At 45.8% G+C, this 17,660-nt stretch carries 13 protein-coding genes and 1 pseudogene; 11 read left to right on the top strand and 3 right to left on the bottom strand.

All coding sequences use genetic code 11. The annotated features are described in order from the left end of the window. Together ACLGGO_RS31745 and ACLGGO_RS31750 are read left to right on the top strand one after the other, a co-directional pair. Positions 1 to 1,169, top strand: a 1,169-nt coding sequence (locus ACLGGO_RS31745) for an RNA-guided endonuclease InsQ/TnpB family protein (RefSeq protein WP_446422297.1), incomplete at its 5' end; no start/stop codon positions are given. Positions 1,170 to 1,254: 85 nt separating this feature from the next. Continuing rightward, on the top strand, positions 1,255 to 2,061 hold the full coding sequence (locus ACLGGO_RS31750) for an EAL domain-containing protein (RefSeq protein ID WP_446422298.1): 807 nt from the start codon (positions 1,255 to 1,257) through the stop codon (positions 2,059 to 2,061). A gap of 24 nt (positions 2,062 to 2,085) precedes the next feature. Here the strand turns inward: ACLGGO_RS31750 and ACLGGO_RS31755 are convergent, their stop codons facing one another. Together ACLGGO_RS31755 and ACLGGO_RS31760 are read right to left on the bottom strand one after the other, a co-directional pair. Beyond that, positions 2,086 to 4,371 carry a CHASE2 domain-containing protein gene (locus ACLGGO_RS31755; RefSeq protein WP_446422299.1) on the bottom strand — a complete coding sequence of 762 codons (2,286 nt, stop codon included), beginning with the start codon at positions 4,369 to 4,371 and terminating at the stop codon, positions 2,086 to 2,088. 101 nt (positions 4,372 to 4,472) lie between these two features. Then, positions 4,473 to 5,306 (bottom strand): DUF928 domain-containing protein, encoded by an 834-nt coding sequence (locus ACLGGO_RS31760; protein WP_446422300.1) that lies wholly within the window; start codon positions 5,304 to 5,306, stop codon positions 4,473 to 4,475. Positions 5,307 to 5,476: 170 nt separating this feature from the next. Here ACLGGO_RS31760 and ACLGGO_RS31765 point away from each other — a divergent pair, with 170 nt between their 5' ends. From ACLGGO_RS31765 to ACLGGO_RS31775, 3 genes are all read left to right on the top strand, one after another. Then, on the top strand, positions 5,477 to 7,225 hold the full coding sequence (locus tag ACLGGO_RS31765) for an NAD+ synthase (RefSeq protein ID WP_446422301.1): 1,749 nt from the start codon (positions 5,477 to 5,479) through the stop codon (positions 7,223 to 7,225). A 102-nt stretch (positions 7,226 to 7,327) separates the two neighbouring features. After that, positions 7,328 to 8,014 (top strand): PEP-CTERM sorting domain-containing protein, encoded by a 687-nt coding sequence (locus ACLGGO_RS31770; RefSeq protein ID WP_446422302.1) that lies wholly within the window; start codon positions 7,328 to 7,330, stop codon positions 8,012 to 8,014. Positions 8,015 to 8,272: 258 nt separating this feature from the next. Then, positions 8,273 to 10,135 (top strand): response regulator, encoded by a 1,863-nt coding sequence (locus ACLGGO_RS31775; RefSeq protein WP_446422303.1) that lies wholly within the window; start codon positions 8,273 to 8,275, stop codon positions 10,133 to 10,135. A 19-nt stretch (positions 10,136 to 10,154) separates the two neighbouring features. Here ACLGGO_RS31775 and ACLGGO_RS31780 read toward each other — a convergent pair whose 3' ends face one another. Continuing rightward, positions 10,155 to 10,859 (bottom strand): WecB/TagA/CpsF family glycosyltransferase, encoded by a 705-nt coding sequence (locus ACLGGO_RS31780; RefSeq protein ID WP_446422304.1) that lies wholly within the window; start codon positions 10,857 to 10,859, stop codon positions 10,155 to 10,157. A gap of 480 nt (positions 10,860 to 11,339) precedes the next feature. Here ACLGGO_RS31780 and ACLGGO_RS31785 point away from each other — a divergent pair, with 480 nt between their 5' ends. The 6 genes and pseudogenes from ACLGGO_RS31785 to ACLGGO_RS31810 all read left to right on the top strand — a co-directional run. Beyond that, complete coding sequence (locus tag ACLGGO_RS31785) at positions 11,340 to 12,587, top strand: U32 family peptidase (protein ID WP_446422305.1); 1,248 nt, start codon at positions 11,340 to 11,342, stop codon at positions 12,585 to 12,587. A 52-nt stretch (positions 12,588 to 12,639) separates the two neighbouring features. Continuing rightward, positions 12,640 to 13,848 carry a U32 family peptidase gene (locus ACLGGO_RS31790; RefSeq protein WP_446422306.1) on the top strand — a complete coding sequence of 403 codons (1,209 nt, stop codon included), beginning with the start codon at positions 12,640 to 12,642 and terminating at the stop codon, positions 13,846 to 13,848. 219 nt (positions 13,849 to 14,067) lie between these two features. Continuing rightward, entirely contained in the window at positions 14,068 to 14,778 is a 711-nt protein-coding gene (locus tag ACLGGO_RS31795) for a tRNA1(Val) (adenine(37)-N6)-methyltransferase (RefSeq protein ID WP_446422307.1), read from the top strand. Between the two features lie 139 nt (positions 14,779 to 14,917). Further along, entirely contained in the window at positions 14,918 to 15,208 is a 291-nt protein-coding gene (locus tag ACLGGO_RS31800; RefSeq protein WP_446338877.1) for a hypothetical protein, read from the top strand. Positions 15,209 to 15,514: 306 nt separating this feature from the next. Beyond that, complete coding sequence (gene cmoA, locus ACLGGO_RS31805; RefSeq protein ID WP_446422308.1) at positions 15,515 to 16,288, top strand: carboxy-S-adenosyl-L-methionine synthase CmoA; 774 nt, start codon at positions 15,515 to 15,517, stop codon at positions 16,286 to 16,288. Positions 16,289 to 16,471: 183 nt separating this feature from the next. Beyond that, a pseudogene (locus tag ACLGGO_RS31810) lies at positions 16,472 to 17,535 on the top strand (SNF2-related protein); the annotation flags it as partial. Positions 17,536 to 17,660 lie beyond the last annotated feature (125 nt).

Here is a 17,660-nt window from a genome sequence, read left to right on the forward strand (position 1 = left end):
ACAAATCAATTGACTCGGACGTATTGCAACGTAACATTGCTCGGTTGAATACTGCCTATAAAAACTTCTTTGATGGACGGGGTTTTCCGGCATTTAAAAACCGCAGTAATTTCCGGTCGTTTGAATACAAACCTGGTCGGGTTAAGTTTAAAGGGATCTTGGTCTATCTGCCTAAAATTGGCTGGATGCGCTTTTTCAATTCCCGTCCTATACCCGATGGATTTGCCATCAGGAGTGTGACAATCCGCCGCAGAACCGATGGATGGTTCATGAGTGTGCGACTAGAGGACAAATCAGTCCCAATGGCTGCACCTCTACCAACATCCGAAGTAAAAACGGCGGTTGGGCTGGACATGGGTTTAACCAAGTTGGTGCATTGTTCTGATGGGAGTGATATTCCCAATCCAAGGTTTGCCACTAACCAGAAGACTAAGCGAATTCTTCGGATTCGTCAGCGCCGCGTCAGCCGGACTAAAAAAGCCTCGGTGAACCGAAAGAAACGGGTCGCTTCAGTTACCAAGCTGCACAGCCAAATAGCTAACCGCAGAAATGCTTACCAATGGCAGGTCGCCAATAAACTGGTCAAAAAAGCCGACGCGATTGTCGTAGAAGATCTCAACATTCAAGGAATGGTGAGGCGGTGCAAACCCAAGCCAGATGAAGGAACTGGACGTTTCCTACCCAATGGTCAATCAGCCAAGCGGGGTTTAAATCGTTCTATTTTGGATGCTTCGTGGGGAGAGCTAATCTCCAAGATTCAGTACGTGGCTGAGAAGTCAGGAAAGGTCTTGCTCAAGGTGAACCCGCGAGATACATCCAGAGAGTGCAGCGTTTGTGGTCATATCGATAAAGCCAACCGGGACAGAGAACGGTTTATTTGTAACAGGTGTGGTCATTTTGACCATGCTGATCAACAAGCTGCACGAAACATCAAGCGTAAAGCCGTTATTGAGTATGGCTTGAAGTTAATTAAGGTACCCACGGACTGTGGGAAACCCAAGCAGCTAACCCTGTTTGAAACGCCCAGCACTGAATTAACAGTTGCTTTAAGGAGAAAACACGACACCCTTCAGGGTAAACGTCGTGTGCCTGGGAACTTGGGAAGACAATTAGGACTGTTTTCTCAGGATATGTGGAATGTGAGTTCCGCAGAATCCCCCTTTTTCTAAAAGGGGGAGTGTCAACTGTTCTATAACCACCTTTCTGGTAGCATTGGGGTAAACAGAAGCAGGTGACAAATTGGAGGTGAAAAATGTGCGAGAAAATCTCTGTCAAGAATCAACCAGTAGTCAAGCATTACGAACTGCCCTTATAGAAGATCGTTTTTGCTTATACTTTCAACCGATTTTCCCTCTCCGTCAGGGTGAAAAAGAGGGTCATGTTCACAAGGAAATTTTAATCCGAATGGTGGGACAAGATGGCAGGATCATCCTACCCAACTATTTTCTTCCCTGTGCCGAAAAATCAGGATTAATGCCATCTATTGATCGTTGGGTTCTGGAATCATTTTTCAATGGCATTTACCACCCTAGCAAATGTATGGGCTGCTGGGCAAGGGATTATTATTGTGGGTGTATTATTGCATTTAACCTTTCCGGTTCCAGTGTTAACGATGACAGCTTTCTAAACTTTCTCGAAAATGCCGTCATCAACCATCCTGTTCCGCCCAGCAGTTTAGTCTTTGAGATTACCGAAACGGTAGCATTAACCAGCTTGGACAAAACCCGGAAATTTATCCAGCGCTTGCAAAACCTAGGTTGTCAGTTTGCCTTGGATGATTTTGGTACAGGTATGTCGAGTTTAGCCTATCTCAAGGAATTACCGTTAGATTTTGTCAAAATCGACGGTATGTTTGTGCGGGATGTAGTTTACAATCCCATCTCTGAAGCCATTGTCTGTGCTATTGTACAAATGGCTAAGGCGAAGCAAATTAAGACCATTGCCGAATACGTCGAAAATGTGGCGATTCTGGAACGATTGCAGGCGTTAGGTGTAGATTATGCCCAAGGGTTTTACTTAGGTAAACCTACCCCTATTCTCAAGGGAACACCAATTTTTTAGATAAATCATAAAATAGAGGAACTTCTATTTTATGTTCCCTGTTCCCTGTTCCTGACTTTCGCCCTGAAGTTGACGAAGTAACTTATAATGATTGGATAGCATCGTTTCTACATTCGGCGGTAAAAACGTAAAGTGAATATAAAACGAATTATCATCACTGGATTTATCTAACACTTTGGCATAGATATCCTCACTCACCGAAATTAACCGATCATCAACAAGTAAATTAATCTTGATATTTGTCAAAGGAGCCATGACTTGTTCTGAGCGAATCTCGCCACCTTTGGCAGAAAGTTTTACTAAAGTTCCCCGAAAAAATAGATCACTGACATGCTTGCCATCCAAAAAAGTGTAGTGTAAAGGAATCGGATCGACCAACGGCATAAATTGTTCTTCAGGTTTAGTTAAAAACAAGGAGTAAGGTTTGCCGATTCCCCCCACTTCATAAATCGGAATAGGCTTGGGCAATCCCTTGGGTTGAACCCGCATCTTTCCATCAATTCTTACCCCAGATCCAGCCGCATTTAGAGTAGACTGAGAAATCAGAATTTGACTGTCTGTCGTATAGGATTCGATGCGATAGGCTAAATTAACCTGAGAGCCCACCACTCCATATTTCGTCCGTTTCGATGACCCAATATTTCCAACGATAACCTCCCCCGTATTAATACCAATGCCCATAGTCAACGGCGGTAAACCCAGAAGCTTCATTCGTTCATTGACAGATGTCATTGCCAACTGCATCGCCACTGCACAAGCAATCGCGCGGCGGGCGTCATCTTCACGAAGCGTCGGCGCACCAAACAGAACTAAAATTCCATCCCCAAGAAATTCATCAATTGTGCCTTGGTATTGAGTAATCACATCCGTCATCGTGCCAAAATAGAAGTTGAGAATGTTCACCACCTCTTCTGGCGTTAAACTTTCAGTCAGGGCAGTAAACCCCCTTAAATCCGACGTTAAAATAGTAACCGTGCGCCGTTCACCACCGAGTTTAGCCCCTGAAGGGTTTTCTAAGACATTCGCAACAACTTCAGTGGTGAGATAGCGTCCAAAGGTTTCGCGGATTTTACCCACTTGATGGGCAAGGTAACTGGTGATAGCCATCACTGAACCCGATAAAGCCAGCAGAGGCGGAACCACAGGAATCCACCATCCGATTAAAAACGCTCCATAACTACTACCCGCCACGATACCCCCTGCTAGGATCAGTCCCGAAAATCGTTGTACAGATGCCCGTCGTCGGTTCACCTGATACCGTCCCTGCCAGGTTAAAATAGCGCCTACAGTAGACCAGAAAAAAATCCACAGGTTTTCTTTGAGTTGGGAGAATGTTTGAATTAGAGGACGCCCTTGTAGCGCCGCACTCAGGATTTGACTGGTAAGATTGGCATGCAACTCTACTCCAGACATACGTTCGGGCAAAGCGAACCAACTGCTACTGTAGGGTGTAAAAATCCAGTCTTGGAAACTCTCACCCACAAAGCCGATCAGAATAATGCGATCGCGTCCCCAATCTGGAGGGATACGATCCTCAAGCAGATCATGCAATGAGATAGTCTCAAAGTGTTCCTTGCTACCTCGATAATTCAATAAGATTTGGTAGCCACCGTCATCCGTGCGGACATAACCCCCATCATTTTTTTTGAAGCGAGAAAACGTGCTTTTTCCTAACTGCCAGGTATTGGGTTCGCCTGGTATTGGTTGGGGGCTAATTCCTTGAGCATCAAGATAGAGAAGTGCTAGATAGAATCCGAAACTGGGAATCACATTTCCATTGGCATTTTCAACTTGTAAGAGTGCGCGTCGGACTTTAGTATCGGCATCAAAGATGACATCATTAGCGCCCACTTGCCCTTTCGCTTTCAACACTGGGGGGGCGGCGACAGCATCCTGACGCTTATCCCCAACCACTTTCTCAATCCCCACCAGATTGGGGGTTGTTTCAAAGATGCGAACTAATTCCTGATGACCCGGTTGTACTGGTAAATCCCGATAAACATCCAGACCAATAGCTTTAGGGTTATGGGTTTTGAGTTTAGCAATAGCTTGGGCATAAATCTGATCCGGAAGAATCGATCGAGAAAGTTGCCCAATTTTTTTCACATCCGCCTCATCAATCCCCACGATCGCAATTCGTTGATCCAAGGGTGCGGAAGGACGCCAACGCATATATTGGTCATAGCATGCCCATTCCCAAGTTTGCAGCATCCCAATCCACCGCAGGAGAATGATCAAAGCTGTAACCGTTGGGCTAACTATCCAAACGCCACGCCATTGCCAAAGCCACCGCTTACAGGATTTGTACATCTAAACTAATAGATTCTGAGTGGGATATATTCGACTAGCTGGAATTTAGAGGCTTAAATAACTGGTAGGGAATCCCCCATGCTTTCAGCCGGGGGAGGATGTCAATCTTTGAACTCTCTCATCGCCTCAGCATCTTGAGTTTCCTGAGCATCTTGAGTTTCAACCGCACAGGAGTGAACCAAACACTCAATGGGAATATTGTCCAACTCCACCGATGTTAACAATTCTTGCATCTCATCTGCGATCGCGGAGTCATTGGGAAATTGTTGATAGAGTCGAGCTAAAATCATCAGCGTTTCTGCCCAAATCATTTCTTTGGCATAGTTAGAGGCTTCGTCTTGAAGATGTTGTTTGATCCGTTCGGGTTGATTTACGAGTGCATCAAGAAGGGTTTGCAGTTCTGCGGGTGGGGTGGTTCCGTTCTGAATCGGTTGACGCTGGATTAAACCTCGAACAAAATGATCCTTACTGCGATCATCAGGGTTACACACTAATGCCAATGTCCAACTATACCTTGTGTCAGTTGCCAGAGAGATGTGATCAGGAAGCTTGAATTCTAAAATACCGGGAATTTGGGTTAGGGGTATTTGTGTATAGTAGTAAACTTCCTGGTTTTCCTCGTCCACAAGCAGAAAATCGGCTGACTGCGCTTGTGTGGGGGGAATATACCAAAACAAGCTGGGGTTGGAAGATATGGTAGTCGTTAGATTATTCATTGGCGTTAGCGCCGTTAATCGTGTCTTTCCGGTAACACAAGCTATACCCCGTTGTCCGCCCCCGCCGGTTCTCTGGGGTGCGCCAATATTTTCTCCTGGAGGAAACTTTAAACTAATATCGAATGACTGGGCTTTGATTCGAGGTGCAGCGAAAGCCAACGCCAACCCGAAGATTAGCGTAACCGTACCGAGATAGGTAAAATGCTTAAGACCACCCATGGTATAACCTTCTTTTAATCTAGTCCTGAGATCTATTGCCACAGTCGCTTTCAATCTAAGCCATGACGGTTGTCTTCAACGCTAGTTCCTCTCATCAGTTATGGCAAGACTAATGACTAACGACTAATGACATGTTAGTTTGAACCTAGCCAGCCTATTGAGTGTCTCTGATGAAACTTGCGATCGCACAACTCAATCCCACGATTGGCGACTTAACCAGCAATGCCCAAAAAATCCTTGATGCGGCGAATCAGGCGGCGCGTCAGGGTGTCCGCCTCTTATTGACCCCTGAACTATCCCTGTGTGGATATCCGCCGCGAGACTTGCTATTAAATCCCAGTTTTATGGAGTCCATGGCAGAATGCCTGGACAACTTAGCCCAACAGTTACCCTCAACCCTAGGGGTTTTGGTGGGAACAGTGACAGCGAATCCCAAAGCTGAGAGTTCGGGAGGTAAACCTTTATTCAATAGTATTGCCCTGTTGGAGGGCGGTAAGGTACAGCAGGTGTTTCATAAGCGCCTGTTGCCAACCTATGATGTCTTTGATGAGAACCGCTATTTTGAAGCCGGAGTCCAGACTAATTCATTTACCATAGAGGCACACTCAGCTACCCCAATTAAAATTGGCGTGACGATTTGCGAGGATCTGTGGAACGATGAGGAGTTTTGGGGGAAGCGTACTTATCAGTTCAATCCTATTACCGACTTAGTCCAGCAAAAGGTTGATTTGATCGTCAATCTCTCCGCATCGCCCTATAGTGTGGGCAAACAACAACTGCGGGAAGCCATGTTGCAACATAGCGCTAGACGTTATCAGCAACCGATTCTCTACGCCAATCAGGTGGGGGGAAATGACGACTTAATCTTTGATGGGAGTAGTGTGGGATTTAACCGCGCCGGGGAAATGGTTTGTCGCGCCCCTGCCTTTGAAACCGATGTTTTACTGGTAGACTTTGATCCTCTCCAACGGGATTTACGCCAGAGTGCGATCGCACCCGCCCCAGAGAGTATAAATGCTCAAATATGGTCGGCTTTAGTTCTAGGCATCCGAGACTATGCCCGCAAATGTGGCTTTAAACGGGTGGTGATTGGTTTGAGTGGGGGAATTGATTCATCCCTAGTTGCTGCCCTTGCCACAGAAGCCTTGGGGCCAGAAAATGTACTTGGTGTTCTCATGCCATCCCCCCATTCCTCTAAACACTCCATCGATGATGCCCTAGCTTTAGCCAAGAATTTAGGGATTAAAACTCATACCTTGCCCATTGGCGACTTGATGCAGGGGTATGACCAAAGTTTAGAACCCCTATTTGCCGGAACCGAATTTGGCACAGCTGAGGAGAATATTCAAGCCCGGATTCGGGGAAACTTGTTAATGGCGATCGCGAATAAGTTTGACTATCTGCTAATCTCGACGGGGAATAAGTCAGAGATGGCGGTGGGGTACTGTACTCTCTATGGGGATATGAACGGTGGACTAGCCGCGATCGCGGATGTTCCCAAAACCCGCGTTTATTCCCTCTGTGAGTGGCTTAATTCTACCCAAGCTAAGGCATCGCAAAGCCAAGCTACCCCAAAGCCCTTATCGGATACCCAACCAGAAATTATTCCCGCGAATGTCTTAGCCAAACCTCCAAGTGCTGAACTAAAACCGGATCAAACTGACCAAGACTCCTTACCTGAATACACCATTCTGGATGATATCTTACAACGCCTGATTCATGACCATCAATCTGCCCACCAAATCATCGACGCCGGACATGATCCAGAGATTGTCCATAAAGTGATGCAAATGGTAGCACGGGCAGAATTTAAGCGCCGCCAAGCACCACCAGGATTAAAGATTACTGATCGGGCATTTGGTACCGGTTGGCGGATGCCCATAGCTAGTCGTTGGGTCGCGGTTAAGAAATCTATCTAAAGGTAGATAAAGAATTTTACACTGAAAATGCTGTATAGCAGCCAACCTATCATACTATAGATGCATAGCAACCTTTTCACTAACGACTACGGAAACTAGACTATGCATCTTAAAACAACCTCAACTATTCTCGGATTAGCCGTTGGCAGTGCGTTAACCCTATCTGCCATGCCAGCCAAAGCAGCGACAGTCGAGTTTGGCAATAACGGTATCTTATTTGATACGGATACCCAAATAGATTTTGACTTCATTCGGTCTCAAGGCGCTTTCAAGTCCACCTTATTTATTGTAGAAGCGGCTAATCCGACCGACCCAGTATTTACTCTGTTTAAGGAGAATGAGCCGTTTGATGATACAAGTCCCGATTTTATTGGGACTTGTCCAACCAGTGTCACTGTACCTGGTAGCTCTTCTTGCACAAACTTGTTCACCTTTGAAGCTGGTATCGAATACAGTTTGGCTCTCTTCTCCGGGAATAACAACCCAGCCGGAACAAATGGGTTCGTTTACTCCACCGATGCTCTAAATACTCCGGCAAATCGTCAGGCGTTTGTTTTCGATGGCGTCGTTCTGCCTCCCTATACTGAACCAGGAGAAGGTTCATCTGATCCGGCTTTAGGTAAAGTGACGATTGCTTTCGATGACAAAGGTGGTGGAAACGATGGAGATTTCCAAGACTTTATCATCACGGCTATGGAAACTAAGGAATCTATCCCTGAACCAGCAACGTTAGCTGCATTAGGATTAGTCGCTGGCTCATTAACTCTAATCCGTCGTCGCCAGCGGTGATATAGCAACCGCCACAACGGTTAGGACACACCTGCGTGCATCGAAATAATAAACGGCATTCATCTGATGTCCTAAGGACTTTGGCGACTGCTATAAGTAGGGGACAATTCATGAATTGTCCCCTACAGGTACAGCATTTTCTTGAATTAATCCTAACTTTTATTGAGGATTGTGTACTTTTCAGTCAAGAATCCCTAAGAAAAAGGTGAAGATCAAAGGGAATACAGAGCAACCCCATTCCCAATTCTCCCCTTTCCCATGAAGATTCTGATAGTCGATGATGATCCAGTGACAGCTTCACCCCTGATTGAAGCACTCACAGCCCATAACTACACCATTGAAGCAGCAACGAATCCTGATCATGGACTGGAACTGGCTCAAACCTCTCACTATGACTTAGCTGTCTTAGACGTCACACCTCAAAAGCTAGATGGCATTCATCTATGCCAAAAACTGCGCCATCAGGGTTCTCAAATGCCGATTCTCCTCGTCAGCCCTAAGGGAAGTAGCGCCGATCGCATTCGCGGATTAGAGGCGGGTGCGGATGACTATGTAATTAAACCCTATGATCTGTGCGAATTGATAGCGCGAATTCGGGCATTATTGCGGCGGCGTCACTCCACAATATCAAAGGTGTTGACCTGGGAGAAGCTGCGGCTAGAACCGGATACGGGTGAAGTGATGTATAAAGGAAAATTATTACACTTAACACCCAAAGAATACGGATTGTTAGAACTATTCCTGCGTCATCCTCGACGTATTTTTAGCCGCAGTGCTATCCTCAATCACATTTGGTCGAGTGATGAATTTCCCGGTGAGGAAGCCGTAACCACCCAGATTAAAGGGTTGCGGCAAAAGCTTAAAGCCGCCGGGATAAAAATTAATTTAATTGAAACAGTATACGGCGTAGGGTATCGCCTCAAAGATGCACCCACTCAGGAACAAGAAGACAAAAAAATCCGGGAAAATGTAGAAATCTATCATGACACGTCTGAAGCTAAAGTCATGGCGGCGGTTGCCAAAATTTGGCAAAAGTTTAAAGAAAGCCTCCCGGAAAAGCTAGACGTATTTAGGCAAGTGAGTTTAACCCTAGCGACAGGAACCCTGAATCAGCAACTCTATGAGCATGCCAAAATGGAAGCACACCGATTAGTTGGCTCATTAGGATCGTTTGGTTGTGCAGAGGGTTCTCAAATCGCACGCGAAATCGAACAGCTTTTGCAGACTCAGACAAAAGCAACGCCGCCAGACGCCCAGAAGCTGAAACATTTAATAGACTCACTCCAACAGGCGATCGCAACCAAACCCGCCCTTGTTCAGGTGGCGCCCCCTGTCTGTGATCCGCCAACTTTTTCCACTTCCCCAGCCCAATTATTGGTTATTGACGATGATCAGATCCTCACTCAACATATAGAAATCGAAGCAAAAGCCTGGGGATTGCAGGTGAATAGCGCCCCTCACCTTCAAGCCGCCAAACGAGCGATCGCGCTACATCCTCCTGATGTAATTTTGCTGGATCTCACCTTTGCTGACACCCAAGAAAACGGCTTTGAACTCCTAGCAGAACTCGCTAACCAACACTCAGAAATTCCCGTTTTCATCTTTTCCAGTCAAAATCACCTCAGCAGTCGAGTAAAAGCCGCCCGTCTAGGTGCTGCTACCTTTTTACAGAAACCCATGACTCCCCCAGAAATTTTGCACGCGGTGACTCAAGGGATTAATCAGCAGAAATTGGGGGAAGCTAAAGTCTTAGTCGTGGATGATGACGAGCAAATCCTCGCCCTGCTGCGCCACTTGCTGCAACCCTGGGGACTAAAGGTGACTACCTTGGCACATCCCCAACGCTTCTGGGACGTCCTAGAAGCCGTATCCCCTGACTTACTAATTTTAGACGTAGAAATGCCGGAATATAGTGGCATAGAGTTATGTCAAGTGGTTCGTCATGACTTACGCTGGAATAACTTACCCGTGCTATTTCTCTCCGCCCATACAGAAGTGCAAACGGTGCAGCAAGTTTTTACCGTCGGTGCTGATGATTACGTGAAAAAACCGATAGTAGAGCCTGAACTCATTACCCGTGTGTTAAATCGGCTAGAACGTCGATCCAGTAGTAGCAGTTAGTGGTAGTGACATAAGACAATTAAGCAAAACGTTGTCCGATCGCTTTGAGGGCAAACTGGGGTAAAGCCATCATCCGCCGCCAGCGCCAAGGTTCTTGATAGAGTCGATAGAGCCATTCCAAATGATGATTCCGCAACCAGACAGGCGCACGGGATTTAACCCCAGCCCAAATATCGAAGCTACCGCCAACGCCAATCCAAATGGATCGAGGACACAAATGTCGGTTTTGAGCAATCCACAACTCCTGACGGGGAACCCCTAAACCGACAAAAATTAATGGAGGTTGTTCTTTTGCTAATGTAACCTTGAGTTGATCTTCAGCTTCTGGGGAAAGATAGCCATCTTCAATTCCTGCGATCGCGAGTTTCGGGTATTGTTCTTGCCATATCTTAGCCGCCGCTTGAGCAATACCCGGTTGACCCCCATAGAAAAAAACCGGATAAGACTTACCCCATTCTCCCGCCTGTTGCAGTAACGATTCTGCCAACTCAATTCCTGGACAACGCTGCTGTCGGATACCGTGGAGGAGTAAGTAAAGGATAACACCTGAACCATCAGGGACAACTAATTCCGCTTGTCGGATTGAACTTGCCAAAGCTGGATGACACTCCGCCTGCATTACCATTTCTGCATTCAATGTCACCACATGACACCCCAGGTTTTGCCCAAGGCGATTACCCAACCAGCGATCGTACTCTTGGAGTAGGTGAACAGATAGTCCCATAACAGGGAACGGCTTCGGGGTCTCACACATAATCAGGTTGTTGCTTATTCTCCCATCAAATTAACACTTAGCAGACTATCTGATCCGGACGGTGAACGCTAGTCTTTGGTTAAGATTGATCAAGCTGCTGCGAAAAATGAGAAGAGACGCGATACTTCGCGCCTCTGAAATCTATCTCTACTGGAATTTGCTCACTAGATGGCTCTTTTTACCAAGCGATCTGGGTACAAGCCAAGCGGTGTGAAGGGGCATTCCCACTACCCTTGAACCCACTTGTCTGTTACTTCTGTTATAGGAGAAAATCTGTAAAGATAGGAACAAGTTGGGCTAATCCATTTTAAAGATTGCAACAAGATGGTCTTATGTCCTTTGTCCTTTGTCCTTTCTCATCGATATGTCTGCCTCATATCCCATTTTCTGGATGCGATCGCACCACGAATGTTAAATTAGTGCTGTTCCCGCTTATCCTTCAACCCAGACATGCTTAAACCTGAACTCCTCGCCCCAGCGAAGAATCTGGAACGATTAAAAGTCGCCATTGCTTATGGTGCAGATGCGGTGTATCTAGGGGGACAAAACTATGGATTGCGGGCGCGTGCAGATAATTTTACTGACTCTGAGTTAGCTCAAGGTGTGGCATTTGCCCATCAACATGATGCCAAAATTTACGTCACACTGAACGCTTTTCTCCACGATGCAGACTTTGAGGGACTCATTGATTATTGCCAGTTTCTCGAATCTCTTGGCGTTGATGGGGTAATCGTCTCCGATTTAGGGGTTATCCGAGTTGTGCAAAGGAATTCAAATCTACCTATTCACCTCTCCACTCAAGCATCTTGTCTCAATTCCTACAGCGCCCTTCTCTGGAAAAAAATGGGAGTCAAGCGCTTAATTGTCGGTCGAGAACTTAGTATTGCTGAAGCGGGTTTAATTGGAGAACAATCCGGTATTGACGTGGAAATGTTTGCCCACGGTGCAATGTGTATGGCATATTCTGGTCATTGTACCATTTCTAATTTTACCGCAGGTCGCGATTCTAACCGGGGCGGATGTATCCAATCCTGTCGATTACCCTATCACTTACAAAGTCATGACGATAAAGCCGATGATTTGGTCAGCTTCATGTCTTCCAGAGATTTGTGGGGAATTTATCAGATTGGTGAGTTTTTTAACCATAATATTTGCTCATTAAAAATAGAAGGACGGATGAAATCCTCGTTCTATGTCGCCCTCACCTGTAAGGTTTATCGTCAATTAATTGATGCTTATGCAGTCGGCACATTAGATGAACAGCTCCTCAGCCAAGCCGCAGCCGAACTGCAATCGATTCCTAACCGAGACTATTTTTCGGGTTCCTTAGAAACACCAGCCGATAAGAATTCCGTATTTGGACAGTTATCGGGAATTAATACAGGAACTCACTGCTATTTAGGCATGGTTATGGATACAACCTCCCAAGAGATTATTTTACGACTCATTGAACCCTTGGCAGTTGGCGATAAAATTGAAATTATCCCTTTTCATGGAGAACCGATAGGGTGGCAAGTTAATCAGATTTTTTCTATGACAGGTGAACGGTTAGAATCGATGCGAAAGGACAGTATTGTTCGCTTACCCAAGCCGGATGACTCCGTGCGATCGCACAATATCACCAAATTAAATGTCGTTCGATTCACCCATTCCCCAGGGCGAAGCATTCTTGCCAAAAACTTAGTCCGAAGAGTATAAACTTTATCCAAGAATGCTTCGCCCATTCCTCCAAGTTTAACGACAAATTACCATGCAATTTAATACCTTTGTTTCATCAATTCACGATTTAGAGCGCTGTGTCAATGCGCCCCATCTGCATGAGGTATTATTGGAACCAATACTATTAGCGCGACAGGGACAATTATCAAAAGCGAAGGTACATGATTTAGCCAGACAAGCTTGGGAAAACGAACTGCGCCCGGTACTCGTCTGGGATCTGTTAATGCCAGAACGGGTAATGAGAATTATTTGTAATCATTTAAAGGATTGGGAACTCAGTCACTTTGGCGCCATTCGTGTCTGTGATCCTGGCGCGGCTTATTGGCTGAAAACCCATTTTCCTGAGATTCCTATCCAGTTAATTGTTGAGACAGGGAATCACAATCTGGAGGCTTTGCAGGGATGGTGCGAGATTCTTTCGGAGTCGTTGGAACGGTTAGTGTTATCGATTGAACTACCGGAAGAAAAGCTGATTGAATATTGCCAAACTTTACCCGTTCCCTGTGAATTGCTGGGTGTGGGACTCATTCTCTTATTTTACTCGCCGCGATCGCTCTTAGTAAACCCGTTGCTGGAAAGCCAGCATACAGAAGGAACAGAGGAAATCGATTCTCTATACCGATTTAACCCAGACTCCCCTCTTTATCTAGAAGCGACGGCGGCTTTTGCTGATAACCCTAATCGCCATTTTCCTACTTTAGAAACTGCCCATGGAACGTTCATGTTCTTAGACAAAGATCAGTTTATTCTCGATCGTTTAGATGGGTTGTGTGAGGCGGGTTTACATACAATACGATTAGACGTGCGACATCTGAGTCAGGAGGATAATGTCGCCGTTGATATTGATAAAATTTGTCGCCAAATATTAGAAGATCCGGCAAAATTACGGGAAAACTGGTTCCGAGAAACACGCGCTCCTTTTTTCAAAGCAAATCGCACCACCGCATTGTTCCCCCGGATGAAATCAAAACTATCTGAATACCGAAATGACACCTGTTTAGCGGAAGTTCTGGCTGGCGAAAGTGGCAAATATGTGGTTTTTTACACCTGGCGTTCCTTCGAGATTTCACAGATTCAAAGTATGGTTTTGCCAACGGGTGAAGCGATTGTTCCCCAAGATGTTATTTTTCGCAACATAAACGGCGAACCTCTTGACAGCTTTGAACCCGAACAAATTTTAGTGACTAATTGGATCAAAAAAGCTGTTCCAGGTTCTCTTCTGTTGGGAAAAAATTCTTGATAATTCAGACATGTAGGGGCGGGTTTGACAGATAACAGTTTGCCACCAACTGATAACGTGACTAAACCCGCCCTTCTAGAGTACGATACCTTGATAAGGCGCAAGCCTTGCACCCCTACGTTCGGGTGTATCTCATCTGGGTCATATCTACTAAAAATCTACTAATTTCTACTAAATTAGTAGATTAAGGTGTCAGCTATTCATGATCAACGACTGAGAATGTCTAATCCATACTTTCGCTTCAAGCAATTCACCGTCTTTCACGATCGCTGTGCAATGAAGGTCGGCACGGATGGTACACTGTTAGGGGCATGGACGGATATCACAGGCGTGCAAAGCATTCTGGATATTGGCACAGGAACGGGTTTAGTGGCGCTGATGTTGGCACAGCGATCGCAGGCGCACATCGACGCCGTGGAAATTGACGCAGAGGCTTGCATTCAGGCGCAGGAGAATGTGGCGCGATCACCTTGGCGCGATCGCATTCAGGTGTATCAGGGTTCTGTGCAAGATTATGCCACGACTTGCTCTAAGCGGTACGATCTGATTGTGTCTAATCCCCCTTTTTTTGACAATGCCAGTAAAGCGTCACAAAAGGCGAGAACCGTAGCACGACATAGTGATTCTCTCAGGCAATTGGATCTATTACAAGTGACAGAAAAGCTTTTGTGTGAGAACGGTAGGCTTGTTGTCATTTATCCCACTGATGCTGCCCAACTTTTCCAAGAAAAAGCCGAATCATTCGGTTTCTTTTGCCAGAGGAAACTCTCTGTTAAACCGACCTTAGCCAGTCAAACTAAACGAATTATACTGGAACTAGGTAAATATCAGTTACCCTCTCAAGAAAACATCCTTACGATAGAAGCCAGCAGACGGGTTTATACCCCTGAATTTATTAGATTGATTAAAGACTTTTATCTAAAGTATTAATAATATTACCTCATACCAGCGAGCAAGATGCTCGTTCACTAAGTACAGGAGAGTCATCCTGGATTGTGAAACTCGTTGCCGAGAGTTAGTCTAACTTTAGGCTGATGAGAATTCTGCAAATAATAATCAAACTAGAGATATGTGGAATAATCAAAATCCCCCAGAATTCGAGCATGACGGTTTTCCCCATCCCCAACGAGATGGGGTGGATGAGAAATCTCCAGACACTGAACAGGAAAGCCTTGACCCTAATCTATCGCCAGAGCATATAAAATCGACCAAAAAATCTTTGAAGCGCATCTATATTACTCTCCTAATTATTGGTTTACTTTTAGGAGGAGTGGTATCTGTAGGAGTTGTTATCGCCCTTGATCGCATGGGATTGACAGACGCCCCAGCAGATGTGGAAGAGACTGAAATGCCCTATTAAGCCGAATGGCGCTCAAATAAGCATTTTTGGGTCGCCGAAATCCTTGATATACCGTAGGGTGGGCATTGCCCACCAGCCAAAATTTCAGTACTATTCCTATTCAACCTGTCGCGCATCAAATTGGATAGTTGTGCGATCAGTACTTCTTACGCCAGATAAGGTAATATAGCATAATCCCACCGAAAAAAACTAAACCTGCCCCTACATGAATAAGGGCTGGTTTTGCTGCTCAGTTATCGGTGATAAGTTAGCGTGAGTCCCTAAACCTGCCTCTACAATTCCTAAACCCGCCTCTACAATTGGCTGATGAATTACGACAAACTCAATCCAGAACTTTATCCCACAAAACTTTATCTGAGTCCGGAAAAAGATGAACTCTTTGAAAAAGAAGTGTGGCCCAAGCCGTTTGTTTTTAACCAGGATGTGGTCAATGTTTTCGATAATATGATATTTCGTTCAGTGCCTCTGTATCAAGAGGTGCTAACCTGTGCCGCTCATTGGGCGAGAGAGTATTATCAACCGGGAACGCGGATTATTGATGTTGGCTGTTCTACGGGAACATTTCTGGAATTACTGGGGCGTTTCTTGAAGCAAAACGCTACGCTGGTTGGGATTGATAATTCTCAACCCATGATAGAGAAAGCAGAGCAGAAGTTGGTTCAGATTAAACAGATACATCAGATTCAATTCATCTGTGACAAGGCAGAAAACTGTTCCTTTGAGAATAGTAGCGTTGTTGTGATTAACTACACCCTACAATTTTTGCCGCTACAGGTGCGTCAACTCTTGCTCCGAACTATCTACGAGGGATTGGTTCCAGGTGGCTTACTCTTCGTAAGTGAAAAGGTAAAGTCACCCTATCCCCAATTTCAAGAGACAATCACCCGACACTACGAAGCCTTTAAAGCTCATAATGGTTATGCCCGTACTGAAATTGAACGCAAAAAGGAGGCGCTAGAGAATGTGTTAGTGCCTTTAACTGAAGCCCAGCAGGTGCAAATGTTGTATGATAGTGGCTTTAAGAAAGTTGATTCGCTGATTAAATTACATAACTTTATTTCCTGGGTTGCTCTCAAGTAAGATGTAATTTATACGCCCATAAACTAATAGAATGCTTGACATAAAACAAGCTAAAGGTTAATTTAAGATTTAGCTATAACTGAACAGTTGATTCCGATTTAGCCAGACGCTCCCCTGGGAGCAACTATGATGCCATTGGGAACCTGATTTGTCTCATCGGTTCTATTCCGGAAAACTCTGAACATGGCTCAACTTGAAGACCTCACTCGTGGTGCAACTGTTAAAGGTATCTTACCCAATCACCATGTCACTGTCATTGACGCCAAGTGGCACGGCAGTGATGTGATTGAATTAACCTATAAAGATGCTAGTGGACAACCTCATACCGAACTCCTCTTTCGAGACCGAGAGCCGACATTAGATATCGTCACGGAAGGGCAACCTTGGAGTTTTGACGGTGATGGCGCATTACTTCGACTCGTCTCAGAAGCCCATCGCATTCGGCTCGCTCATCTATTTGACCCACTGCTGGCTGTCCATACCTCCCTCGTCGAACCCCTCCCTCACCAGATCACAGCCGTCTATGGGGAGATGCTCACCCGTCAGCCCCTGCGGTTCCTCTTAGCGGATGATCCGGGGGCGGGGAAAACGATTATGGCAGGGCTATTTATCCGGGAGTTGCTGATTCGGGGGGATTTGCAACGCTGTCTGATTGTCTGTCCGGGGAGTCTGGCGGTACAGTGGCAAGATGAACTGTTTCACAAGTTTCATCTGCCCTTTGAGATTTTAACGAATGACCGCATCGAAGCGGCTCAGGCACCGTTGGCTTTGCCTTGACCATCTTGCAACGTCGCCTTGCATCCTCCCCCGAAGCGATTTATCAGTCCCTGCAACGGCGGCGGGAGCGGTTACAGAAACGTCTACGAGACGAGAAAATGCGATCGCGCGGATTGAGTTTGGAATTGGAGTTTGGACTGACTATCGATTTGGAAGACTGGGATGATGATTTTGAGGAGTCTTCTACTGAGGAGCGGGAAACGACGGAGGAAGAGGTCATTGATCTGGCGACAGCCGCTCGCACTATTACTGAACTGCAAGCCGAAATCGATCACTTGGGCGAACTGGAAAATCTAGCGCTGCGGGTGAGGCGCAGTGGCAAGGATCGTAAATGGGAGGAGCTATCGAAACTCCTGCAAGATCAGGCAGAAATGTTTGATGCTGGAGGTTATCGGCGTAAGCTGGTGATTTTTACTGAGCATCGAGATACGTTAAACTATTTGACGGAGCGCATCGGCACCCTGTTAGGTCGTCCTGAAGCCATTGTTACGATTCATGGCGGTATGAGTCGAGACTCTCTTGACGTACTCCCCCGACTAAAGTAAGGGGGATTCTTAAAGGATATTACGAGGCGGACTTAAGTCGCGCCTCTCCA

The sequence above is a fragment of the Coleofasciculus sp. genome (assembly GCF_046565525.1).
Taxonomy (GTDB): Bacteria; Cyanobacteriota; Cyanobacteriia; order Cyanobacteriales; family Coleofasciculaceae; genus Coleofasciculus.